The following is a 24,582-nucleotide window of genomic DNA, read 5'->3' as shown; positions in this document are numbered from 1 at the left end:
CTTGGGCGTTACACATCGGCCAAATGCCCACCCCCGGCTAGCCCTCTGGTTGTATAGGCCCCGCCCCTTCCAAAGCCTATAAATAATCCCGCGAGCGCAGGTGCCTTTCCGCCCTGCGCTGTATCACGGGGGATCGCATGAAGGCCGACAGGAAGGTGCTGGGTACGAAGGACCAGGGGGCGTCGCGGTACGTGCCGGCCGGTGTGGCCGGCACGGGGGCTGCGGGCCTGGCCATTCGGCCTATGACGTCCTGTCGCCGGATGCCCGGCACGGGGTTTGGCCATGAATGATCTGTTTCTCCCGGATGCTTCCCTGGATGCCACGGTGCATGGGCGTTTTGCCCAGGTAGTGGCGCAGTATCCCGAGCGCATCGCTATCGCCTCCGATGATCTGACACTGACTTACGCTGAGCTGGATGCACGTAGCGATGTCGTTGCGGCCGGGCTCATGGCGGCGGGGGTGGAGGCTGGGTCGTACGTCGCTTTGTTGATGGAGCGCTCAGCGCTGGCCGTGGTTGCCGTGTTCGGCGTGTTAAAAGCGGGCGCTGCCTATCTGCCGATTGATGGGTCATGGCCGGCGGAGCGGGTTGCATTTGCGCTGCGCGATGCGGATGTTGCCGCGGTGATCGCCGATGAACCGGCCGCCATGGAGGTGGCTGAGGTTCCGGTGTTTGGGATGGGCGATCTGGATGCTGTCTCGCAATACCATCGAGCGCAAGCGCGCTCCAACAGTGGCTCGGGTGATGATTTGGCTTATGCCATGTATACGTCCGGCTCTACGGGCACGCCGAAGGGCGTGGAGATCCGGCATAAGTCGATCCTTCGGCTGGTGCTGAAATCTGACTACATTGATTTTGACGCGCCGCGAGTCTTGCATGCGGCGCCGCTGGGCTTTGATGCCTCTACACTGGAACTCTTCGGGCCGCTGTTGAATGGCGGTACCTGTGTGGTTTACCAGCAGCGCGTGCCGACAGGCTGCGGCATTGCCCGGACCGTTGAGAAGCATGGCGCTGAAGTCGCCTGGCTAACGGCTGCGTTGTTCAACGCCATCGTCGATGACGATGCAAGCAACCTGGCAGGCCTGCGTTGCATCCTGACCGGTGGCGAGGCGCTCTCGGTGCCGCACGTGCGCAAGGCGCTGGCTGCCCTGCCCGCTACCACGCTGATGAATGGTTACGGCCCGACCGAATGCACCACGTTTACGACCACCTACCGCATTCCGCACGAACTGCCGGATGACGCGGGGGCGATTCCCATTGGCATGGCGATTGGTGAGACCTCCCTCCACGTGTGGGATGAAAACCGCCAGCCGGTGGTGAGTGATGAGATTGGTGAGCTTTACATCGGCGGTACCGGTGTGGCCCGTGGTTATCTCAACCGGCCGGAGCTCACTGCCGAGCGGTTTATCGCCTCCGAACACGGAATGCTTTATCGCACCGGCGATCTGGTGCGTTACCTGCCCGATGGGAACCTGGCGTTTATCGGCCGGGTGGATGGGCAGGTAAAGATTCGTGGGTACCGGATCGAGACCGGTGAGGTGGAGTTTGCGTTGCGGGCGCTGCCGGGTGTTGCCGCTGCTGCTGTGATCGCTCGCGAAGACCAGCCTGGGGATAAGCGGTTGGTGGCTTATTACGTCGTGGGGACTGAGGCGAAAGATGTCGCCCACAGGGTGGGCTCCTACGAGGTTGATGCACGGTCGTTGCGGGATCAGCTGGCAAAGGCACTGCCCGAGTACATGGTGCCGACGGCGTGGGTGCGGATGGATGCGCTGCCGATCAATGCCAATGGCAAGCTGGATCGCAATGCGTTGCCGGCGCCGGATCGTGCGCGGCCGGAGTTGGCGGCGGCGTTCGTGGCGGCACGTGGCGCGACGGAACAGACGCTTTGTAACGTCTTCGCGGAAACCCTCGGCGTGGAACGCGTCGGCCGCGAAGACAACTTCTTTGACCTCGGCGGCAACTCGCTGCTGGCTACGCGTGCCATGGCGCGTATCCACGCGGAGTTGTCCGCTGTCCCCACCCTGGTCGGCTTCTTCGCGGAGCCGACCCCGGCCGCCGTGGCGGCCACCATTGAGGGGCGCGCTACCCGGCAGGCGTTGGCAGGCCGCCTGGCGAGTGGCGCGCCAGCGGGGGGCGAACCGGTGGCGATCATCGCCATGGCCGGGCGCTTCCCCGGTGCGCCGGATGTCGAAACCTTCTGGGATAACCTCTGCGAAGGCCGCGAATCCATCCGCTTCTTCGCCCCCGAGGAACTGGACCCAGCCGTGCCGGCCAGCGATCGCGAGGATCCCGATTACGTGCTCGCGCGTGGCATCGTCGACAACGCCGGCGACTTCGACGCGCCGTTCTTCGGCATGTCGCCGCGCGAGGCCGAGCTGACCGATCCTCAGCAGCGCCTGTTCATGGAGCTGTGCTGGGAATGCATGGAGCGCGCCGGTTACGTACCCGATGGGCAGGAGGTGCCGGTTGGCGTGTTCGGTGGCATGCACAACGCCACGTACTACCAGAAGCACATCAGCGGCCGCCCCGACCTGATCGAAAAGCTCGGTGCGTTCCAGGTCATGCTGGGCAACGAGAAGGATTACGTGGCCACACGCGTGGCCCACAAGCTCAACCTCACCGGCCCGGCGATCAGCGTCAACACTGCCTGCTCCACCTCGCTGGTAGCGATCGCCCAGGCCTTCGATGCGCTGCGCGCCGGCCGCTGCAATATGGCGCTCGCGGGAGGCGCCTCCATCGCCTGCCCGCCGAACAGCGGCTACATCGCGCAGGAAGGCTCCATGCTTTCCCCGGATGGCCACACCCGCACGTTCGATGTGAACGCGCAGGGCACCGTGTTCAGCGATGGCGCCGCCGTAGTGCTGCTGAAGCGCCTGTCCGACGCGTTGCGCGATGGCGATCCCATCTACGCGACAATCCGCGGCGCGGCCGTGAACAACGATGGCGCCGTCAAGGCCAGCTTTACGGCACCCAACGCCGCCGGCCAAGCCGCCGTGATCACCATGGCGCTGGATAACGCCGAGGTGGAAGCCCGTGATATCTCCTACGTCGAGGCGCACGGCACCGCCACGCCGCTCGGCGATCCCATCGAAATCGAAGGCCTGACCCAGGCCTTCCGCCAGACGACCAACGACAGTGCCTTCTGCGCGATCGGTTCGCTGAAGAGCAATGTGGGCCACCTCGTGATGGCCGCCGGCGCGGCCGGTGTAATCAAGACCGCGCTGGCGATGTGCGAACGGCGCCTGCCGCCTTCGCTGCACTTCACCGCGCCGAATCCGCGGCTGAACCTGGATGCCTCGCCGTTCGTCGTGAACGATACGCTGCGGCCCTGGCAGAGTGCCGGCCCGCTGCTCGCTGGCGTGAGCTCGTTTGGCGTGGGTGGCACCAATGCCCATGTGATCCTGGAAGAAGCCCCGGCACGCACGCCTTCGGATGCGGCGACGGGCGCCCAGTTGCTGACCCTCTCTGCACGCACACCGGCGGCCCTCGCTGCCGCTGCCGCCCGCCTGGCCGATCACCTGGCCATGCATCCGGATGGCAACCTGGCCGATACCGCGTTCACTCTCGCCAAGGGCCGCAAGGCGTTTGGCCAGCGCACGCACGTCGTCGCGGTCTCGGCGACCGATGCCGAAGTGCGCCTGCGCGATATCGCCGCCGCCGCAATCTGCCACACCAGCAGCAACCCCGCACCCGGCGTGGTGTTCCTGTTCCCCGGCCAGGGTTCACAGTACGCCGGCATGGGCCGTGAACTGCATGCCACCGAGCCGGTATTCCGCGCCGCGATCGATGAAGTCGCCTGCGCGCTGCGTGATGAGCTCGGCTTCGACCTGCGTGAGCGGATGTTCGATGACGATGCCGACGCGCTGAAAGCCACCGCCCTCACCCAGCCCGCGACGTTTGCGCTGGAATACGCGCTGGCTCGCCTGTGGATGAGCCTGGGTGTGCAGCCGGTCGCCATGATCGGCCACAGCGTCGGCGAATTCGCTGCCGCGGCACTCGCCGGCGTGATGCCCCTCGCCGATGCGGCGCGCCTGGTCGCGCGGCGCGGCCGCCTGATGCAGGCGCTGCCTTCAGGCGCCATGCTTTCCGTTCGCCTGGGGGCCGCCGAACTGCGGGCGCGGCTCTCGGGTGCTTTGTCTTTGGCCGCTGAGAACGCGCCGAACGCCACGGTGGTCTCCGGAACCCACGAGGACGTCGAAGCCTTCCGCGTGGCACTGGAAGCCGAAGGCGTCGCGTGCCGCTTGCTGCACACCTCGCACGCGTTCCACTCGGCGATGATGGATCCGGTGGTGGAGGCGTTCCGCGCCGAGGTCACCGGGATCGCCCTGCGTGCGCCGACGCTGCCGATCATTTCCACCGCGACCGGGTTGCCGCTTTCCGATGAGGAAGCCACCTCGGCCGAGTACTGGACCTACCACCTGCGCCACACCGTGCGCTTCTCGCCGGCGCTTTTGCATGCCCTCGAGGAATCGACGCTGGCCTTTGTCGAAGTGGGCCCGCGCAGCAGCCTGACCCAGTTGGGGCGGCAGCATGCGCAGGCGCGCGGCCGGACGTTGATCGCCAGCCTGGGTGATAACGCCGGTGAGGAACGCGCGGCGATGTTGAATGCCGCAGGCTCCCTGTGGGCCGCGGGAGTTCAGGTCGACGTGGACGCATTCGATCACCGTGAACAGCGCCGCCGTGTGCGCCTGCCGACGTATCCGTTTGAGCGGAAGCGGCATTGGGTTGAAGCGCGTACGCCTGCGTCCGTGACGACGATTGCCGCGGGACTGCCTCTGTCGCAGGTTGCCACGGATGAAGCCAAAACCCTTCCTTCTTCGCCCCAGTCCTTGGAGCACGCTATGCCCGCCACATCCAACCGCCCACAGCGCCTCGTCACGGAACTCGTCGCCCTGTTCGAGGATGTCTCGGGCACGGAACTGGAGAATATCGACCCGGGTGCGAACTTCGTGGAACTGGGCCTGGATTCGCTCTCGCTCACCCAGGTGGCGTTGCAGCTGCAGAAAACCTATGCCCTGAAGATCACCTTCCGGGAACTGATGGATGGGTGTTCTTCGTTCGAGCGCCTTGCGGCGCATATCGATCGTCTCCTGCCGGCGGATACCGCGCCGGCGGCACCCGTGACCGTGCCGGCACCTGCCGCACCGGCCATGGCGGTAGCGCCGGCTGCGCCTGTAACGGCCGGTGGTGGGCTGATCCAGGATGTGATCGCACAGCAGATGCAGATCATGCGGGAACAGTTGGCGTTGCTGTCGGGTGCTGCCGCACCGGTGGCGAACCAGGCTTCGGTGGCGGTGATGCCGGTGGTGCCGGCCGCCCCTGTGCAGGTGAATGGCGATGCCGCTTCGTTGGCCACCGGTGATGCCGGCGGATCGCGTGCGAAGCACGCTCCTACAGAGAGCCATCCGGCGCAGCCGGCAAACGCAGCGAACGACGTGGAAGAGGCCGCCCTCGCCCACACCACCTACGACGTCAAAAAGGCCTTCGGCGCCATCGCCCGCATCCACACCGGTGGCACCGACCTTACCGGCCGCCAGCGCGCCCGCCTGGATGCCTTCATGCGCCGCTACATCGAGCGCACCAAGGCCTCCAAGGCCTACACCACCGAGCATCGCGCCCACTTGGCCGATCCGCGCGTGGTGAATGGCTTCCGCCCGCTGGTGAAGGAAATCATCTACCAGATCGTGGTCGAACGCTCGAAGGGTCCGAAGGTATGGGACCTGGACGGCAACGAATATGTCGATGCCCTGAACGGCTTCGGCATGAACCTGTTCGGCTGGCAGCCGGATTTCGTGCTCGATGCGGTGCGGGCGCAGCTCGATGCCGGCTATGAAATCGGCCCGCAGCACCCGCTGGCCGGCACCGTGGCGAAGCAGGTCTGCGAGCTTACCGGCTTCGACCGCGCTGCGCTGTGCAACACGGGCTCCGAAGCCGTGATGGGCTGCGTGCGCGTCGCACGCACGGTCACCGGCCGCGACACCCTGGTCATCTTCACCGGTTCGTACCACGGTATCTTCGATGAGGTGATCGTCCGCGGCACCAAGAAGCTGAAATCGGTGCCCGCCGCGCCGGGTATCTTGCGCAACACCTCCGAACACGTGCTGGTGCTGGACTACGGCACCCCCGAATCCCTGCAGATCATCCGCGAGCGTGCGCACGAGATCGCCGCGGTGCTGGTGGAGCCGGTGCAGAGCCGCCGCCCGGATTTCCAGCCCATCGAATTCCTGCAGGAACTGCGTGCCATCACCGAAGAAGCCGGCTCGCTGCTCATCTTCGATGAAGTGGTCACCGGTTTCCGTTCCCATCCGCGCGGCGCCCAGCAAGTGCTGGGGATCGACGCGGACATGGCCTCGTACGGCAAGGTCGTCGGCGGAGGCTTCCCGATTGGCGTCATCGCTGGCAAGCGGCGTTTCATGGATGCGCTGGATGGCGGTGACTGGCGCTTCGGGGATGCCTCGGTCCCGACGGTCGGCGTCACCTACTTCGCCGGCACCTTCGTGCGCCACCCGCTGGCCCTGGCCGCGGCGCATGCGGTGCTCACCCACCTCGCCAACGAGGGCGCCCAGCTGCAGTCCGCGCTCAACGCCAAGGTCACCGCCATGGCGGACGATATGAACGCGTTCTGCGCTGCCGTCGGCGCCCCGATCAAGGTGGTGCACTTTGCCTCGGTGTGGAAGACCACGTTTACCGAAGACCACCCGTTGCAGGACCTGTTGTTCGCGATGATGCGCAGCCGCGGCATCCACATCCTGGATAACTTCCCCTGCTTCTTCACCACCGCGCACCGTGAGGAAGATTTCGCTGCCATCACGAACGCGTTCCGCGAATCGATCCTTGAAATGCAGGAAGCGGAATTCCTGCCGCGCCACCGCGAAGCGGCCAGCTTCGATCCGAACCACCCGCCGGTGCCTGGTGCCCGGCTGGGCAAGGATCCGGATGGCCAGCCCGCGTGGTTCGTTCCTAACCCGGATGCGCCGGGCAAGTACCTGAGGGTTACCGCATGACGCCCAACGAGCTGGCCGCCGCCACGGCGGTCGACTACGACCCGTTCGCCGGTGCGCCTGTCGCGCACCTTGTGCCGACGACGGAACCGCAACGCGAGGTGTGGCTGGCATCCCGGCTGGAGCCGGAAGCCTCGCTGGCGTACAACGAGGCGATTGCCATCAACCTGAAGGGCTTGCTCGACGTGCCGGCCCTCGAAACCGCCGTGCAGGCGATCGTGGAGCGCCACGAAGCCCTGCGCGCCACGTTCAGCGGTGATGGCGAAAGCCTGTTCATCGCCGAACACGTGAGCGTACCCATCGCGTTCCACGACCTCAGCCTGCTGGCCCCGTTCGAAAGCGATGCCCGCCTGATGGCGGCGTACTCGCGCATCGTCACCACGCCGTTCGATCTGGAACACGGCCCCCTGGTCCGCGCCGAGCTGTTCAAGCTGGCGGCGGATCGCCATATCCTGACCGTTGCCGCACACCACATCGTGTGCGACGGCTGGTCGTTCGGCGTGATCGTGCGCGATCTTGCCGCCCTCTACGCGCAGCGCACCGGCCAGGGCCCCGGCCCGGCCGCCGCGCTCGCGTTCACGAACTTCGCGTTGGCCGAAGCCACGCACGCCGGTACGGGAACGGCACGGGAAGACGAACAGTACTGGCTAGCCCGCTTTGCCGGCACGGCCCCAGCGCTGGACCTCCCCACCGACCGCTCGCGTCCGCGCCGCCGTACGTTTACTTCACGGCGCGAAGACCGCACCCTGGATGCCGCCGAGGTCGCCGCCATCAAGCGCCTCGGCGCATCCCACGGCGCCAGTTTCTACGCCACGCTGCTCACCGGATTCGCCCTGCTGCTGCGCCGCGTGGCCGGCCAGGATGATGTGGTGATCGGCATCCCCACCGCCGGCCAGGCCGCCGAAGGCCTGGATACCCTGGTGGGCCACGCGGTGAACGTGCTGCCACTGCGCGCACAGATCGACGACGCCGCCAGTTTCGCCACCACCCTCGGCACCGTACGCAACGACCTGCTCGATGCGTTCGAGCACCAGCGTTACACCCTGGGCAGCCTGCTGCCCAAGCTCTCCATGGCGCGCGATCCCTCGCGCCTGCCGCTGGTGAGCGTGCTGTTCAACCTGGATGCCGTGCTGGATGAGAGCACCGTGCGTTTCCCGGGGCTGCGCTTCAGCGTGGAGGCGATTCCGCGCGAATACGAGAACTTCGAGCTTTTCATCAACGCGGTGCAGGTCGATGGCGCGCTGCGCCTGGAATGCCAGTACAACGCCGACCTGTTCGAAGGCGCCACGATCCAGGGCTGGCTGGATGCTTACGCCACCCTGCTGCGCGAGGCCGCGCACGACGCGAAGGAAGCGGTGGCGAAGCTGCCGCTGGTCTCCGATGCCGTGTATCGCGAACTGGCCGCGCTGCAGCCGGCGCCCACGCCGTTCCCCGAACTGCGCCTGGCCCACGAATACTTCGAGCAGCAGGTAGACCGCGCGCCCGAGCGCGCCGCGGTGCGCTACGCCGACCGCTCGCTCACCTACGCCGCGCTGGAGTCGCGCGCCAACCGCATCGCCAACAGCCTGCGTGAACGTGGCATCGGCCACGGCATGCTGGTGGGCATCTCGCTCGCCCGCGGCCTGGACATGGTCGCTGCCGTGCTGGGCGTGATGAAGTCCGGCGCGGGCTACGTCCCGCTGGATCCGGCGTTCCCGGCCGATCGCCTGGCCTTCATGGCGGAAGACGCCTCGCTCGCCGCGCTGCTCGTGGATGACGATACCCCGCTTACGTTCGCCTTCGATGCGGCACGCGTGCTCGCACTCAACAGCGACGAAGTGGTGCATGCCTGCATCGAGCGCCCCGACCGCAACCGCAAGGCCGCCACGCCCGATTCGGTGGCCTATGTCATCTTCACCTCCGGCTCCACGGGCCGGCCGAAGGGCGTGCGTGTGCCGCACCGCGCCGCAGGCAACTTCCTGACCAGCATGCAGCGCGTGCCGGGCATCGCCCCGGATGATCGCCTGGTGGCGGTTACGACGCTGTCGTTCGATATCGCCTTCATGGAACTGATGCTGCCGCTCACCAGCGGTGCCGAGATCGTAATCGCCGGCCGTGACGACGTGCGCGATGGCGCGCAGCTTCGCCACCTGATTGAAGAAAGCGACGCCACGATGATGCAGGCGACGCCGGCCGGCTGGCGCCTGCTGGTGGATGCCGGCTGGCATGGCCGCCCCGCGTTCCGCGCCGTCTCCGGCGGCGAGCCGCTGCCGGTGGACCTGGCCGAGGCCCTGCTCGATCGCTGCGGCGAAGTATGGAACGGCTACGGCCCCACCGAAACGACGGTGTACTCGACCTACTGGCGGGTTTCCGATCCGCGCGAAGGCATCTATATCGGCCGCCCCATCGCTAACACCACCGTGCACATCCTCGATGAGCAGGGCAACCATTGCCCACTCGGCGTGCCGGGAGAGATCCATATCGGTGGCGCCGGCGTCACACTGGGCTACCTCGAACGCCCGGACCTCACCGCCGAGCGGTTTCTGACCGATCCGTGGTCGGAGAACGAAGGCTCGCGGATGTACAAGACCGGCGACCGTGGCCGCTGGCTGGCCAACGGCATGCTGGAACACCTGGGCCGCCTGGATTTCCAGGTGAAGGTCCGCGGTTACCGCATCGAGCCAGGCGAGATCGAATGCGTGCTCGCGGACGTGCCGGAAGTGGCACGCGCCGTCGTCATCGCGCGCGAAGACCGCCCGGGCGATGTGCGCCTGGTGGCGTACGTGGTGGCACGCGAGGGCATGTCGCTGGACGAGGACCTGCTGCGCGGCCGCCTGCGCGCCCGCCTGCCGGATTACATGGTGCCGCAGCACATCATGCTGATGGATGCGATTCCGCTACTGCCCAACGGCAAGATCGACCGCAAGAGCCTGCCCGCGCCGATGGCGCATTCGCTGGCCGAAGCCGGCGAGCGCATCGCCCCGCGCAATGATGACGAGCGCCGTGTCGCCGCCGCCATGGAAGCCGTGCTGTGCCTGCCTGACCTGGACGTGCGCGACGATTTCTTCGCCCTGGGCGGCCACTCGCTGCTAGCCGCACAACTCACCGCCAAGCTCAATCGCGAGTTCGGCATCAGCCTCTCCTTCCGCACGCTGTTCGACGCCCCCACGATCGAGCAGCTCGCCGCGGCCATCGGCACGCAGGTGTCGAGCGGCGGCACGCCGGCCGCCGAGCCGATTATCCATCGCGTGGACGCCGAGCAGGACCACGCACCGCTGTCGCTCATGCAACGGCGCCTGTGGGCGCTGGAGAAGATGCACCCCGGCCGTGTCACCTATAACGCCCCGTCGGCACACCGCCTGCGCGGCCACATGGATGAGCACGCCTTCGAGATGGCGTTCCAGGCACTGATCCAGCGCCAGCCGAGCATGCGCACGGCCATCCGCGACATGGGCAGCGACGTGATGCAGGTGGTGCAGGCGCAGCTGAACTACCCGCTGTTCCCTGCCGAAGACCTGAGCGATCTGGCGCCCGAGGCCCGCGAGGAGCGCCTGATGGCGCGCCTGCGCGAGCTCACCGATACCCCGTTCAACCTCGGCACGGCACCGCTGTTCAGCGCGAAGCTGTTCAAGCTGTCCGATAACGAACACGCCATGTTCTTCATGCCGCACCACATCATCTGGGACGGCTGGTCGTTCGACATCTTCTACAACGAACTCTCCGCGCTGTACCGCGCGTTCGCATCCGGCCAGCCCTCGCCCCTCGCACCGCTGCCCGTCACCTACGGCGATTACGCTGAATGGCACGCGCACTGGCTCGAATCGCCCGCGTTCCAGACCCAGCTTTCGTTCTGGCGCGACCGGTTGGCCCAGGTGGGTGATGTGCGCGCACTCCCGACCGATTACCCGCGCCGCCCCGGGATGTCCGGCCTCGGCCGCACGGAATGGATCCATGTCTCGCGCGAGCACACCGATGCCATGCACGAGGTGGCGCGCCAGGCGGATGCCACGCTCAACATGACCCTCCTGGCCCTCTACTTCGCCATGCTCTCCAGCTCGGCGGGCCAGCGCGACCTGGTGGTGGGCACGCCGGTGCGGGCACGCAACCAGACCGAGGTCGAATCGGTCATGGGCTACTTCAACAACCTGCTGCCGCTGCACGTGCATGTCGATCCGGGCCTGTCGTTCCTGGAATTCGTACGCCATGTGAAGCGCACCGCCATCGATGCCTTCGGTTGCCCGGATGTCCCGCTGGAATACCTGCAGCGCGAGCTGAAGGTCGGCCACGGCGCGGGCGCCACGCTGTACCAGGCGCTGTTCTCGTTCCAGGACGCCCGCCAGCGTGCAATCGACTGGGGCGGCCTGGACCACGAGCAGATCCTGCTGTTCCAGAGCGGCGCCACCGAAGACCTGGGCATGTGGTTCCTCGAGAGCCAGCGCGGCATGGTCGGCGGCGTCACCTACAACGCCGACCTCCTGCAGGCCGGTACCGCCCGCCTCATGCGCGAGCGCTACCTGGACATGATGCACGTCGTGTCGCAGAACCCGTCCATCGCCGTCGGGCAGCTCACCGCCGCGAGCACGCTGGAACGCGACCGCATGCGCACCTGGAACGCGGGCTGCGGTGGTTCGCCGCTGCCCGCCGACCTGTTCGCCATGGTGGAGTCGCAGGCGGCGATCACGCCGGATACCACGGCGGTGAAGCATGGCCTGCGCAAGCACACCTACGCGCAGCTTGTGGGCGAAGCCACGCGCATGGCCACGCTGCTGCGTGACCGCGGTGCTGGCAATGGCGCTGTCGTAGGCCTGTGCGTCGAGCCGGGCTTCGATCGCCTGGCCGGCCTGCTCGCCATCGGCCTCACCGGCAGCACGGCGCTATTGCTCGATCGTGCCGACCCCACGGCCCGCCTGCGCGATATCGTCACTGACGGCCGCATGACGGTGCTGCTGGGAGATTCGGCCCTGGAAGCCGCCCTGGACTGGCCACGTGCCTGTGCCCTCTGGCTGGATGCTGACCATGCCGAGCTGGAAGGCACGGTCGGCGATGCCAGTAACTTCGAACTGCGCGCCTGCGCCGAGTCCCCGGCGATCGCCTTCCACGTGCCCGGCCCGGATGGCCGCGCCCATGGCGCGTCGCTTTCACACACCGCCATCGCCGCCATGGTGCATGGCCTGGGTGAGGCGCTGGCGGTCGACACCGGGCAATGCATCAGCGGCGACGCCATGCCGTCCGATCCCATGTCAGTGATCGAGCCATTGCTCGCGCTCACCTGTGGCGCCACCTGGGAAGTGCAGGAACCGCACGGCCTCGCTCATGGCGAACTGGCCGACCTGGATTGCTTCATCGCCTCGCCGGAAACCTGGAATGCCCTCTTCGACCAGGGCTGGGCCGGCGACGGGCAGCTGCGCGCCGCCATGCTCGGCGGCACGCCGACGCAGGACACGGCGTCACGGATCGCCGATGCCACGGCCGGCCTGTGGACCTTGTTCGGCGATGCGATGACCGCACCGGTGGCGACTTGCGGCCGCGTGGAACGCGCGGCGGATGCACTGCACGCGGGCAGTCCGATCGGTAGCAACGAGCTCTGGGTCCTCGATAGCGATGGCGAGCCCTGCCCCATCGGCGCGACCGGTGACGTCGCGATCGCCGGCCATGCGCTCTCGCAGCGCTTTGGTACGCGCGCCACCGCCGATCACGCCAGCAACGACGAACACCTGCTGCGCACCGGTTACCGGGGCCGCTGGCTGGCCGATGGCCAGGTGCAGGTGCTGGACCGCGATGACCGCCGGATCCGCCGCCAGGGCCTCGACGTCGAACCTGCCGCCGTGGAAGCCGTGCTGCGCACGCAGACCGGCGTCGTGCGAGCGCTGGCCGTGCCGCGGACTAACCGCCTTGGCGAACAGCGTATCGATGCGTACGCCGTGACCGCACCCGGCTACCAGCTCGATCTGGAAGGCCTGCGCGCCACCCTCGCGGCGCAGTTGCCCGCATGGTCCATGCCCACCCACCTCATGCTGCTCGATGCCATGCCGCTGCTGCCCACCGGCGAGCCGGATGTGGATGCGCTGCCGCTACCGGAGGAACGTACCGCGTTCGCGCAAGCCGACGGCGCCGGTACTGAGCCGAGCACGGAAAGCGAGCGCCTGCTCGCCAGCGTGTGGCACGAACTGCTCGGCATGAGCCGGGTACGCACCAGCGATAACTTCTTCGACGTGGGCGGCCACTCGCTGCTGGCGGTCGACATGGCGCAACGCGTGCAAAAGCTGACCGGTATCCAGATGAACCTGCTGGATATCGCCAACGGCACGCTGGGCACCCTGGCGGCTGACCTGGCGATGGCGACGCCTACCGCGCCACCCACAGCCAAACGCGGCGGCCTGTTCGGCAGGCTGTTCGGGCGCGGCTGAGTTGCGACGTCATCAAAAGGGGGAGACGTCATGACACATATCGCCTGGTTGGCCTGTTGGGGATCGGCGCTGCTACTGGCCCACGTGTTCGTGGGCTACCCGCTGCTGATCGCGCTGTGGGCGCGCCTGCGCCCGCGGCCGGTGGCGCGCAAGGCATGGCTGCCCACGGTAAGCATCGTGGTGGCCGTGCACGATGGCGAACGCCATGTGCGCACCAAGCTCGCCAACCTGCAGGGCCTGGATTACCCGCCGGAGCTGATCGATATCGTGCTGGCCTGCGATGGCTGCCACGACAACACGGTGGCGATCGCGCGGCGCAGTACCGACCCGCGCCTGACGGTGCTTGATTTCCCGAACCGCCGCGGCAAGGCCGCGTGCGTGAACGATGCGGTGGCGCTCACCCGTGGTGACGTGTTGTTGATGACCGATATCCGCCAGCGGCTTTCCCCCTGTGCGCTGAAGGAACTGGTCGCCAACCTCGCCGATCCCGAGGTGGGCGCCGTGGGCGGGGAGCTGCACATGGAAAACGTGCGCACCGGCTTTGCCCAGGGCGTGGATTTCTACTGGCGCTACGAAAAGATGATCCGCCATGCGGAGAGCACCGCAGGCTCCATGATCGGCGTTACCGGTGCGATTTATGCCATCCGCCGTGCGCTGTTCAAACCGCTGCCCGCCGGCACGGTGCTGGATGACGTGCTGGTACCCATGCGCGTCGCGGCGCAGGGCAAGCGCGTGGTCTTCGAACCGCGCGCCATGGCGTGGGACCAGCCGTCGCAAGAGCCCGAGGCCGAGCGTCGCCGCAAGATCCGCACGCTGGCCGGCAATTTCCAGCTGCTGCAACTCGCGCCGTGGCTGCTTTCGCCGTTCCGCAATCCGCTGTGGTTTTGCTTCATCAGCCACAAGGTGCTGCGCCTGCTGGCCCCCTGGCTGATCGTCGCGCTGTTCCTCAGCACCGGCTTCCTGTTCAACCGGCACCCCATTTACGCGCTGGCGTTCACCGGCCTGGGCCTTGGCGCACTGCTGGTCGGCATGGCGCGCATGCGCCCGCGGCTGGGTACCTGGATGCCCGCACGCATCGCCGTCGCGTTCTTCTACCTCAACCTTTTCGCAGCGCAGGCCCTGCTGGCCTTCGCCCGTAACCGCAGGCTCCACCTATGGTGATCGACATGAATGGACGTGGCGCTCCGGGTATCCGTGGCCGGCTTGGCGAGTTGTGTTACGCCAGCGGTTTGTTGCATTCGCTGCAGCGCGTGCGCTCGTGGATCCATCGCGACCTGCGTATCCTGGCGTACCACCGGGTCATGCCGCTGCCGGACCCGGACACGTACGAATTCGACATGGAGCTGATCAGCACGCCGCCTGATGAATTCCGTGAGCAGATGCTGCGCCTGAAAAAGTACTTCCGCCCCATGCGCCTGACCGACATCGTGGCGGCGCTGGACGCGGGTGAAGCCCTGCCACCGGATACCGTGGCGGTGACCTTCGATGACGGCTACGACGACAACTACCGGGTTGCCGCGCCTATCCTCGAGGACGTGGGCGTGCCCGCCACCTTCTTCGTCTCGACCGGCCACATCGACACCGGCACGCCGTATTCCTACGACTGGCTGGTGCACATGATCCTGCTGACCACGGCCCCGCGGTTGGTGCTTCCCGAACTGGGCATCGACGTGCCGCTCCCGGCCGAGCGCGCGCTGCGCAGGCGTATCGCCGGCAACGTGCTGCTGCGCATGAAGTGGCTCGATGCGCATGGCCAGAGCGCGATGACCGAACGCCTGGAGCAGGAATGGAACATGCCCTCGGCCGGTGCCCGCCCGGTGGATTGCCGCCCGATGACCTGGGACCAGGCCCGCGAGATGGAAGCGGCCGGCCTGGAGTTCGGCTCGCACGGCGTGCACCACCGCATGCTGGCCCGGCTGCCCATCGAGGAGATGGAAGCCGAGATCCTGCAATCCAAGCGGACGCTCGATCGCGAGCTGCGTAACCCGGCCGTGCTCATGTCGTACCCGGTAGGCGGCGACCGCGCGTACAACGACGCGGTGATCGCCGCCACGCGCAACGCGGGTTTCCAGCTGGCCTGCAGCTACATCTGCGGCACCAACCCGGAACCCTCCGAGAACCGCTACTCGCTATACCGCCTGCCGGTGGAAGCCAACATGGGCCCCGGCTGGTTCGCGGCCATGCTGGCCCTCCCGCAGCTGATGAGCTACCCCACCGCGGCCCACGAAGCGCATGGACCGCAGGAGCAGGCATGTTCCTCCTGATCCTCCTCTACGTCGTCCTCACCATCATCCGCCCGCAGGATTACATCCCCGGGCTGGACCTGGTGCCGATCCTTCCCGTCGTGCTCGCGTTGTCCTTCCTTGCCTGGCTGGGCTCGAGCCAGAAGACCTTCGAAGCGCCGCAATTCATCATCCTGCCCTGCTTCCTGCTCATCCTCATGATCTCCCAGGTGACCAACGGCTGGACCGGTGGCGCGCTGGATGAGCTGGCCCATTTCGGCCCCGTGGTGATCGCGTTCTTCGTGCTGGGCGCCTCCTGTACGACCCAGAAGCGCGTGCGCATCGCCATGGGGGTGATGGTGGCCTGCGCCGCCGTACTCGCCCTGCACGGCGTGGAGCAGGCGCGCACAGGCATGGGCTGGACCGGCATCCCCATCGGCGAAGGCAACCGCATCCAGTACGTGGGCATCTTCAACGACCCGAACGACCTGGGCCTTCTGTTTGCCGCGACCCTGCCCATGGCCGTGTTCCTGGGGCGCCGTGGCGCGCCCGGCCGCCTGCTGTGGCTCGCCTGCGCGGTGCTGCTCCTCTACGGCACCTACCTCACCAACTCGCGTGGCGCCATGCTGGCGGTGCTGATCGTGGCCGGCTGCTATATCTGGTACCGCAAGGGCATGGTGGTCGCCGGCACGCTGGGCGTGATCGGCCTGGTTGGCCTGAAGCTGCTTTCGTCGCGCATGGATGAGCTGGATGCGGGCGAGGAATCGGCCGCCGGCCGCGTGGATGCCTGGTACGCCGGCCTGGAAATGTTCCGTGACAGCCCGCTGTTTGGCGTGGGCCCGGGCAACTTCACCGAGTACAACGAGCTCACGGCACATAACTCGTTCGTGCTGGTGCTGGCGGAGACCGGCTTCCTCGGCTTTATCCTCTGGCTTGCCTTTGTAGGCTATGGCTTCTGGATGATGTTGACGATCCTCCGGCATCCGCATACTGCCGCCAACGAACCGGGGCGTGAGGCGGAATGGGCAATGGAACGGCAACTGGCCCTGACGCTATTGCTCTCGCTGTGCGGCCTGTTTGCCGCCGCGTTCTTCCTGAGCCGCAGCTACATGGTGGTGCTGTACCTGATCGCCGCCGTGGTCGCCGGCCACTACGTGGGTGCCCGCCGCCGCTGGCCCGAGCTGCCCGCGTTCCGCTTCTCCCGCGATGGCTGGCGCTGGGTGCCGGCCGCCTTCGCCGGCGTTGCCGGCCTGTTCGTGCTGGTAGCCGTGTTGCTGCGAACCCAATGAGCCTTTACGAGCCCCTGCTGCGCAACGTGTTGTGGCCCGCCTACGAGGGCGGCCTGCGCCGTCGCGATACGCCGCGGTACCTGCGCGAGTATGCGCAGACGCAGTGGCTATCGGCCGATGAAATCCGTGCGCTGCAGTTCAAGCGTTTCAAGAAGCTGCTCGACTGGTGCCAGCGCGAGGTGCCGTTCTACCGCGAGCGCTGGGCGCAGATGGGCTTGTCTCCAGCGGATATTCGCGAGCCTGGCGATGTCGCGCTGCTGCCCGTGTTGACCAAGGTCGACATTCGCGAAAACGCCGAGGCGTTGAAAGCCACCTCACTGAAGGACACGCTGGCCTACAAGGCCACCGGCGGTTCCACCGGTGAGCCGCTGCGGTATGGCTATACCCGCGAGAGCAACGATCGCCGCGTCGCGGTCATGTGGCGTGGCTACGGCTGGGCCGGCTCGCGCATGGGGCGACGCACGCTGTTCCTGTGGGGTGGCGCGGTCGGTGAGCCCACCGCGGCGCATCGCGTCAAGGATCGCATCTACAACGCCGTCTTCGCGCGCAAGCTGCTCAACAGTTTTGCGATGACCGAAGCGAACCTTTCCGGTTATGCCGACGCCATCGACGCGTACCGGCCGGAAGTGATCGTGTCTTACGTCGGTCCCCTGGTCCGCCTGGCCCAGTTCCTTATTTCCGAGGGGCGCCGCGTGGCACGCCCCGCGTCGATCATCGGTGCGGCCGAGGCCCTCCACCCGTTCCAGCGCGAGCTGATCGAGCGCGCGTTTGGTGGCGCACCGGTGTTCAACACCTATGGCTGCCGCGAAGTCATGCTCATCGCCTCCGAGTGCGAACACCGCGACGGCCTTCACGTGAACGCGGATCACCTTCTCGTCGAGACCCTGGGCGTGGACGGCAAGCCCACGCACCACGGCAGCGGCGAGGTGGCGATCACCGACCTGTTCAACTACGGCATGCCGTTCATCCGCTATGTCAACGGTGATATGGCGACACACTTCCACGGACAATGCGCCTGCGGCCGCGGCCTGCCCCTGCTGGCCAGCGTGGATGGGCGCAAGCTGGATGCCATCCGTACCCCGGCCGGCCATGTGCTGCCCGGCGAATTCTTCCCGCACATGCTGAAGGACGTGCCAGGCCTGGCCCGCTTCCAGCTCGTGCAACGCCAACTCGACCGGCTGGACCTTTCCATCGTGCGCGGCCAGGGCTTCGACGACGCGTCGCTTGCTTACATACGGCGTGAAGTGGCGAAGGTACTGGGCGACAGTGCGCAGTTGCACTGCCATTTCGTCGACGACATTCCGCTTACCCGTAGCGGCAAGCTGCGTGTCACCGTGTCGGAGCTGGAATCGTGAACATCACGCATGTCGTCGAAAACCTGAACCGCGGCGGCCTGGAGCGCATGGTCATCGACCTGGTGACCCAGCAGCACCGCGAAGGCCACAAGGTGCAGGTCGTCTGCCTGTTCGAACGTGGCGCCATGGCGACCGAGCTGGAGATCAAGGGCATCCCCGTGCGCGCCTGCGAGAAGCGCACCGGCCTCGACCTGCGCGCCATCGGCCGGGCCCGTGAATTCATCGCCAGCCATCACACCGAGGTGCTGCACACCCACAACGCCGTCGCTCACTACCAGGCCGTATTGGCGACTGCCGGCATGGGCATCCGCCAGGTCGTTAACACCCGGCATGGCATGGGTGCCACGCGCAAGCCCGGTCGGCGTGAGTGGCTGTTCCGCCGGGCCATGTCCGCCACCGATGCGGTCGTGGCAGTGTGCGAAGCTGCGCGCCGCGATGCGGTGAGCCGTGGCATGTTCCCGGCCCGCAAATGCTGCGTCGTGCCCAACGGCATCCGCCTGGATGGTTTCGACGTGGCCAACGATGTGATGCATGAGCGCCTTGCGCGCCTGATCAACGTCCCCTCGCGCACGAGGATCATCGGCACGGTGGGCCGGCTGAACTGGGCCAAGGACCAGGCGAGCCTCATCCGCGCTTTCCGCGCGGTACGCCACCACCGCCGCGATACCGTACTGGTGCTTATCGGCGATGGCGAACTACGCGAGACATTGCGCGCCTGCGCTTACGACGAAGGTATTGCAGGTTGCGTGCATTTCCTCGGCGACCGCGACGATGTCCACGAACTCCTCCAGGGCCTGGACCTGTTCGTGTTGTCTTCGGTGACGGAGGGCTACTCGATGGCGCTGCTGGAAGCCTGCGCCGCCGGCCTGCCGATCGTCGCCACGGATGTGGGCGGCAATGCGGAAATCGTGCGTGACCGCACGACCGGGCGCCTGGTGCCCGCCTGCGACGCCCCTGCGCTGGCGGATGCCATGCTCGAGATGCTGCACGCCTCACAGCAAGCCTCTGCCTTCGGCCGCGCCGCACGTACCTGGGTCGAAGAAAACGGCTCATTGCAGGCGATGGCCGCCCGCTACACCCGCCTGTACTTCGGCGATGTCGAGGCGCTGCCGTGAAGATCCTGGTGCTCACCAACCTGTTTCCCACGCCGTGGGATCCGCGCCGGGGCACCTTCAACCGGCAGCAGTTCGAGCGCCTGGGTGAGCGCCACGAGGTGGATGTGCTCACGGCGGTGGATTTCCGCGAGCGCATGGCCGGTGCGCAGGGCCAGGTCCACGTGCCCAACGTGAAGCGCGATCACTTCACCTTCTACCACCCGCCAGGCATCGGCCGGTTCCTCAACGCACTGTGTTATGTGGCATGCGTCATGTGGCAGCGTGGCCGCGAGCTGCGCCGCGCGCGCTACGACGTGATCCTCGCCAGCTGGGCCTACCCGGATGCCACGGCCGCGGCGTGGATCGCCCAGCTGCTGGGCGTGCCCTACGTGGTGAAGGTGCACGGCAGTGACCTGAACGTGCAGGCGGCTTCGCGGCTACGCCGGCTGCAAATCCGCCATGCCCTGCGCGGTGCGGGCGCCGTGCTGGCGGTGAGCAAGGCACTCGCGGCCAAGGCCGTGGCTATCGGCGCCGATCCGGCGTCGGTCGAAACCATCTACAACGGGGTGGATGGCCGCTTGTTCCGCCGCGGCAGCCGCGCCGCCGCTCGCGAACGGCTGGGCATTCCCCTGGATGAGCCCATCGTCCTGTATGCAGGCAACTTGAAGAACAGCAAGGGCTGCATGGACCTGATCGAAGCCTTCCCGTCGCTCGCAAAGCAGCGCCACGATGCGCGGCTGTACTTCGTCGGCGATGGCCCTGACAGCACGGCCCTGGAAACACGCGCCGCCTCGCTGTGCTGCGCGCCCTCCGTCCATTTCATGGGCTCGGTCGCCCACGCCGCGTTGCCGGACTGGTTTCGCGCCGCCGACCTGTTGTGCCTGCCCAGCCATAACGAAGGGGTGCCCAACGTGGTGCTGGAAGCCATGGCCTGCGGCACGCCCGTGGTAGCCACCGCCGTGGGCGGTATCCCTGAAGTGGTGCCGGGGTTCGCGGGCATCCTCGTGCCAGCCCACCATCCGGACCTGCTCGCCGGCGCCCTGGCCGACATGCTCGGCCGCCATGTGGATGCGGAATCCATCGCCGCCCACGCCACCAGTTTCCGCTGGGACGACAACATCGATCGCCTTGAGCACATGCTCGAGCGCGTCGCCGGCGGTGCGCCGGCTCACGTGAGTATGAACGCATGATCCGCCGACCGAAAAAGCACGAGCTGCTGAGCCTGTTCCCCGAACACCTGCTGATGACGCGGGCCAAGCGGGATGGCACCTGTTACCTCAGCTTCGATGATGGCCCGGAACCGGAGCACACACCCAAGCTCCTTGACGTCCTTGCCCGCCACGGCGTGAAGGCGAGCTTCTTCCTGGTCGGCGAGAAGATCGAGCAGTACCCGGAAATCGTGCAGCGGATCGTGGGCGAAGGGCACATGATCGGCAACCATTCGTACAGCCATTGGTCGTTCCGCAACATGAACCTGCGCAAGCAGCTGGACGAGGTGTACCGCACCGATGCCCTGCTCCGCCTGTTCGACGACCGGCCGCATCACCGCATGCGGCCGCCGCACGGCTATATCGGCGCGCAACTGCTAATGCATTTTGCCCGGCGCAAGCGCAGCTTCGTTTACTGGTCGTACGACAGCCTGGATTACCAGGACAAGCCGATCGACTGGCTGATCGATCGCCTGCGCAACGATCCACCCGCCGCTGGTGACATCGTGCTCATGCACGACGACAGCGACAAGGCTGCGGATGCCCTCGATACCTTGCTGCCCGAATGGCTGGCCCAGGGCATGCGCTTCGATGCGCTACCGGGAAGCAACGCGTGAACATCCTCTATCACCACCGCACGCGCGGCCGCCATGTCGAGGGCGTGCATATCCGAGGTATCGTGAATGCGCTGCGCGAGTTGGGGCATAGCGTGTCGGTCATGTCGTTCCCGGGGGCCGATCCGGAGCATGAACAAGAGGCGCCTGCATCGGCTGCCGGCAGTTCGGCGTCGGGGAGGACAGGGCTTGCCGCGCTTGTGAGCCGGCTACCGGGTGTGGTGTTCGAAATGTTCGAGCTGCTCTACAACCTGGTGACGTTCGTGCGCATGGCGCGGGCCTGGCGCGTGACGCCGCCGCGGCTGGTCTACGAGCGGTATTCACTGTTCCTGTTTGCCACGGTGTGGATGGCCCGCCGGCGCGGCATTCCCATCGTGCTGGAGATCAACGATTCCGCACTCGTTGAGCGCGTGCGGCCGCTGACCATGCGCGGCCTGGCTCGCCGCGTGGAACGCTGGTGCTTCCGCCAGGCCACGGGCCTGGTCTTCATCTCCACCTATTTTCGCGACAAGGCCGTGGAAGCGTACGGTGATATCGCGCCCTCCGTGATATCGCCCAACGCCGTGGACCTGCCGCGCTTCGACCCGGCGAAGTTCGACCGCGAGGCCCTGCGCGCCGCGCGCGGGCTTACCGGGCTGACCGTGTGCGGCCATATCGGTGTGTTCGCGCACTGGCATGGCGTGGACGGCTTCGTGGAAGCCATCGCCAACCGCCTGGACCAGGCACCCGGGCTGGCGCTGGTATTCGTGGGCGATGGCAAGACCCTGCCCGCCGTGCGCGACCTCGTGGCCGCTCGGGGCCTTAGCGACCGCGTACTGCTGCCGGGCCGCGTGCCGCACGACGAGATCGCCAGCTGGATCGCCTGCATGGATTACGCCGTGCTGCCCAATTCAAACCACTACGGATCGCCCATGAAGCTGTTCGAGCTGATGGGGATGGGCGTGGCCGTGGTGGCGCCGGACTATGCACCGGTCGCCGAGGTCATTGCCGATGGCCGTACCGGCTGGCTGTTCCCGCGCGGCGATGCCACCGCCTGCGTGGAACGCGTGCTGGCCCTGGCCAGCGAAGCGGACGAGCGCCGCCGGGTTGGCGCGGCGGCCCGTGACTACATCGCCAGCGAGCGTCAGTGGCGAAATAACGCCGAGCAACTTCTCACCCTCGTGCCTGCGGGAGCCGCCGCATGATCGGTATCGTTCTCCTTTCGCTTCTGGGGCTGGTGCTGCTGGCCGGCGCTGCCCTTACCATCGCCATCCGCGCGCGCAGCATGCAGTACTGGCTATGGGGCTACCTTACCCGGCGCAAGGCGCCCAAGGTGCAAGGCACCAAACACATCCTGTTCTGCTTCGTGGACCACTTCGAACCCAACTGGGGTCGTGTCGACATGGACCGCCAGCGCCACCGCGTGGATCGCTGGTGCAAGGAGTACCGTGAGATGGCCAGCCGCCACCGTGATGCGGATGGTCGGCCGCCGCAGCATGGGTTCTTCTACCCGGAAGAGGAATACGTCGAGGAGCACCTGGAAAAGATCGCCGCCTTGTGTGCCGATGGCTATGGCGAGATCGAGATCCACCTGCACCACGACGACGACACACCGGAGAACTTCGTCGCGACGATCGACCGGTTCAACAAATTGCTGAACGAGCGCCACGGTGCCTTGCCGCGCGACCCGGTCACCGGACAGCTGAAGTTCGCCTTCATCCACGGCAACTGGTGCCTTGCCAACAGCCGGCCCGACGGGCGCTGGTGTGGCATCAACAACGAACTGGGGCTGCTGCGTGAGCTGGGCTGCTACGCCGACTTCACCCTGCCCTCCGCGCCCAGCGATACCCAGACCCGCACCTCGAATGCGATCTACTACGCGGTGGACAACCCCGGAAAGCCGAAGGGCCATGACACCGGCGTGCCGATGCGCGTGGGCGGAACGCCAAGTGGCGACCTGCTCATCATCCAGGGCGTGCTTGGCCTCAACTGGAAGAACCGCCGGTTCGGCATCATCCCGCGCATCGAGAACTCCGATATCCGCAAGGGCTGTCCGCCCACCCGCGACCGGGTGGACCAGTGGGTCGATACGGGCATTCACGTGGAAGGCCGCCCGGAATGGATCTTCATCAAAATCCACACCCACGGCACGCAGGAACGCGACATGGACACGCTGCTGGGAGCCCCCGTCGATGCCATGCACACGTATCTCGAGCAGCGTTACAACGACGGTAGCGACTACGTGCTGCACTACGTCACGGCACGCGAGATGTACAACATCGCCAAGGCGGCCGAGGCGGGCATGACCGGCAATCCGAACCTCTATCGCGACTTTGAACTGGCACCGCCGGTGCATGTACCGGTTGCCCAGGCGGCACCGGCAGCGACGGCGGTCTAGGACGACAGCGGCTCACACGGGATATCCGATTCGCCAAGGTCGAAGCGCACTTTGCCTACGTCTGACGGGCTGAGGGTGCCATGGCGCTCCAGGTCAAACGACACATCCAGGGTGAACGTCTCCGAGGGCTGCATGGACGCCAGTCGCAGGATGTCGTCGCAGGACACAAGGAAGTGCGCAATCGTCTCGCGCCCCACATCCATGCTGCCAAGCGTCATCGGCTCGAACCAGGCGTCGCCCAGGCGCAGCCGCAGGCGATCGCCGGGCTTGCAGCCGCCAACCCCCGATGGGATAGCCACCACCATCTCAGGGACGATGTCCGTTTCGCGGACCACGCCATCCTGGCTCGCCAGAACCACCGGTGCAGGCAGCCGTTCCGGCATGTCGTGAACCGCCACATCCAGGGTGACCGCGGCACAGCGCAGGGCCACATCCCCCGAAGCACTGCGCACCTCATACATGAAATCGATCCGACCGTTCTCACCGAACTGCTCCAGCATTGGCCGGTTAAAGCGGAACGTGAGGGGGGCATCGCCATGGCATACACACATCGAACCGGCCTTGACCGTGCGGTGCAGGCCACGGTGGAACATCAATACGGTGACGATATCGCCCGTACGCAAGCCTCGATAGTCAGGCACTACGCCGATCAGTTCCTGCCTCGGCATGGCCAGCAACGCCGCCAGCGACAAGCCTTCCTGCAGCATTTCCTCGGGGAAGACGATCGGATTCAGACTGCGCTGCACCGTGCAGCGGAACAGCGCGGTCATACGGATCCGCCAGCCGCGCACCGGACGGCCGGAGAGCCGGCCGTCTTCCCCGTACATCAACTCCTGCATGATCTCGCCGGCTTTCGTTTGGTCGCCTCGATGTTTCATTTGGCACTCCTTGGGGTGTTCCGCTGAAGGAGATGCCAAAGTACTTGTCGGTTGCGGTCGCACCTATCAGGGAAGGCGCTTTCCTGCCTTCCGTTCGAACTACTGTGCATGTAGGCCAAGGAATCGTCTACCTCCACGTCGAATCCATGGCCGTATCTCG

12 protein-coding genes are annotated in these 24,582 nt (G+C 66.6%); 11 read left to right on the top strand and 1 reads right to left on the bottom strand.

Annotation, left to right across the window (positions count from 1 at the left end; all coding sequences use genetic code 11):
* Nucleotides 1–282: 282 nt before the first annotated feature.
* From L2Y97_RS10060 to L2Y97_RS10010, 11 genes are read left to right on the top strand one after another with little or no spacing between them, the layout of a single operon-like run.
* Entirely contained in the window at nt 283–7,002 is a 6,720-nt protein-coding gene (locus tag L2Y97_RS10060) for a polyketide synthase (RefSeq protein ID WP_247436237.1), read from the top strand.
* The gene (locus L2Y97_RS10055; protein WP_247436234.1) at nt 6,999–13,385 is read left to right on the top strand and encodes a non-ribosomal peptide synthetase; all 6,387 of its coding nucleotides are present in this window, start codon (nt 6,999–7,001) and stop codon (nt 13,383–13,385) included. Before L2Y97_RS10060 ends, L2Y97_RS10055 begins: the two co-directional genes overlap by 4 nt.
* A gap of 30 nt (nt 13,386–13,415) precedes the next feature.
* A complete protein-coding gene (locus L2Y97_RS10050; protein ID WP_247436231.1) occupies nt 13,416–14,546 on the top strand; it encodes a glycosyltransferase family 2 protein in 1,131 nt (376 codons plus the stop codon).
* A 5-nt stretch (nt 14,547–14,551) separates the two neighbouring features.
* Nucleotides 14,552–15,649, top strand: coding sequence for a polysaccharide deacetylase family protein (locus tag L2Y97_RS10045; protein WP_247436228.1), 1,098 nt, complete (start codon nt 14,552–14,554; stop codon nt 15,647–15,649).
* Nucleotides 15,637–16,896, top strand: coding sequence for an O-antigen ligase family protein (locus tag L2Y97_RS10040; RefSeq protein WP_247436225.1), 1,260 nt, complete (start codon nt 15,637–15,639; stop codon nt 16,894–16,896). Before L2Y97_RS10045 ends, L2Y97_RS10040 begins: the two co-directional genes overlap by 13 nt.
* A complete protein-coding gene (locus L2Y97_RS10035) occupies nt 16,893–18,251 on the top strand; it encodes a phenylacetate--CoA ligase family protein (protein ID WP_247436222.1) in 1,359 nt (452 codons plus the stop codon). Before L2Y97_RS10040 ends, L2Y97_RS10035 begins: the two co-directional genes overlap by 4 nt.
* Nucleotides 18,248–19,366 (top strand): glycosyltransferase, encoded by a 1,119-nt coding sequence (locus L2Y97_RS10030; protein WP_247436219.1) that lies wholly within the window; start codon nt 18,248–18,250, stop codon nt 19,364–19,366. Before L2Y97_RS10035 ends, L2Y97_RS10030 begins: the two co-directional genes overlap by 4 nt.
* Nucleotides 19,363–20,535 (top strand): glycosyltransferase family 4 protein, encoded by a 1,173-nt coding sequence (locus L2Y97_RS10025; protein ID WP_247436216.1) that lies wholly within the window; start codon nt 19,363–19,365, stop codon nt 20,533–20,535. Before L2Y97_RS10030 ends, L2Y97_RS10025 begins: the two co-directional genes overlap by 4 nt.
* Nucleotides 20,532–21,170, top strand: coding sequence for a polysaccharide deacetylase family protein (locus L2Y97_RS10020; protein WP_247436215.1), 639 nt, complete (start codon nt 20,532–20,534; stop codon nt 21,168–21,170). The genes L2Y97_RS10025 and L2Y97_RS10020 overlap by 4 nt, the downstream gene beginning before the upstream one ends.
* Complete coding sequence (locus tag L2Y97_RS10015; RefSeq protein ID WP_247436212.1) at nt 21,167–22,351, top strand: glycosyltransferase family 4 protein; 1,185 nt, start codon at nt 21,167–21,169, stop codon at nt 22,349–22,351. Before L2Y97_RS10020 ends, L2Y97_RS10015 begins: the two co-directional genes overlap by 4 nt.
* Nucleotides 22,348–23,544: a hypothetical protein gene (locus tag L2Y97_RS10010; RefSeq protein ID WP_247436211.1), complete on the top strand. Its 1,197-nt coding sequence runs from the start codon at nt 22,348–22,350 to the stop codon at nt 23,542–23,544. The genes L2Y97_RS10015 and L2Y97_RS10010 overlap by 4 nt, the downstream gene beginning before the upstream one ends.
* Here the strand turns inward: L2Y97_RS10010 and L2Y97_RS10005 are convergent.
* Nucleotides 23,541–24,422 carry a hypothetical protein gene (locus L2Y97_RS10005; protein WP_247436208.1) on the bottom strand — a complete coding sequence of 294 codons (882 nt, stop codon included), beginning with the start codon at nt 24,420–24,422 and terminating at the stop codon, nt 23,541–23,543. The genes L2Y97_RS10010 and L2Y97_RS10005 overlap by 4 nt on opposite strands.
* Between the last annotated feature and the right edge of the window lie 160 nt (nt 24,423–24,582).

Source organism: Luteibacter aegosomatissinici (genome assembly GCF_023078495.1).
In the GTDB taxonomy this organism is placed as follows: domain Bacteria; phylum Pseudomonadota; class Gammaproteobacteria; order Xanthomonadales; family Rhodanobacteraceae; genus Luteibacter; species Luteibacter aegosomatissinici.
This window is presented reverse-complemented; position numbering and strand designations above follow the sequence as displayed.

Excerpts from the sequence above, each read along its gene's own strand:
- L2Y97_RS10020 (WP_247436215.1), top strand. The coding sequence starts at position 20,532 with ATGATCCGCCGACCGAAAAAGCACGAGCTGCTGAGCCTGTTCCCCGAA.
- L2Y97_RS10035 (WP_247436222.1), top strand. The coding sequence starts at position 16,893 with ATGAGCCTTTACGAGCCCCTGCTGCGCAACGTGTTGTGGCCCGCCTAC.
- L2Y97_RS10060 (WP_247436237.1), top strand. The coding sequence starts at position 283 with ATGAATGATCTGTTTCTCCCGGATGCTTCCCTGGATGCCACGGTGCAT.
- L2Y97_RS10045 (WP_247436228.1), top strand. The coding sequence starts at position 14,552 with ATGAATGGACGTGGCGCTCCGGGTATCCGTGGCCGGCTTGGCGAGTTG.
- L2Y97_RS10050 (WP_247436231.1), top strand. The coding sequence starts at position 13,416 with ATGACACATATCGCCTGGTTGGCCTGTTGGGGATCGGCGCTGCTACTG.
- L2Y97_RS10055 (WP_247436234.1), top strand. The coding sequence starts at position 6,999 with ATGACGCCCAACGAGCTGGCCGCCGCCACGGCGGTCGACTACGACCCG.
- L2Y97_RS10010 (WP_247436211.1), top strand. The coding sequence starts at position 22,348 with ATGATCGGTATCGTTCTCCTTTCGCTTCTGGGGCTGGTGCTGCTGGCC.
- L2Y97_RS10005 (WP_247436208.1), bottom strand. The coding sequence starts at position 24,422 with ATGAAACATCGAGGCGACCAAACGAAAGCCGGCGAGATCATGCAGGAG.
- L2Y97_RS10040 (WP_247436225.1), top strand. The coding sequence starts at position 15,637 with ATGTTCCTCCTGATCCTCCTCTACGTCGTCCTCACCATCATCCGCCCG.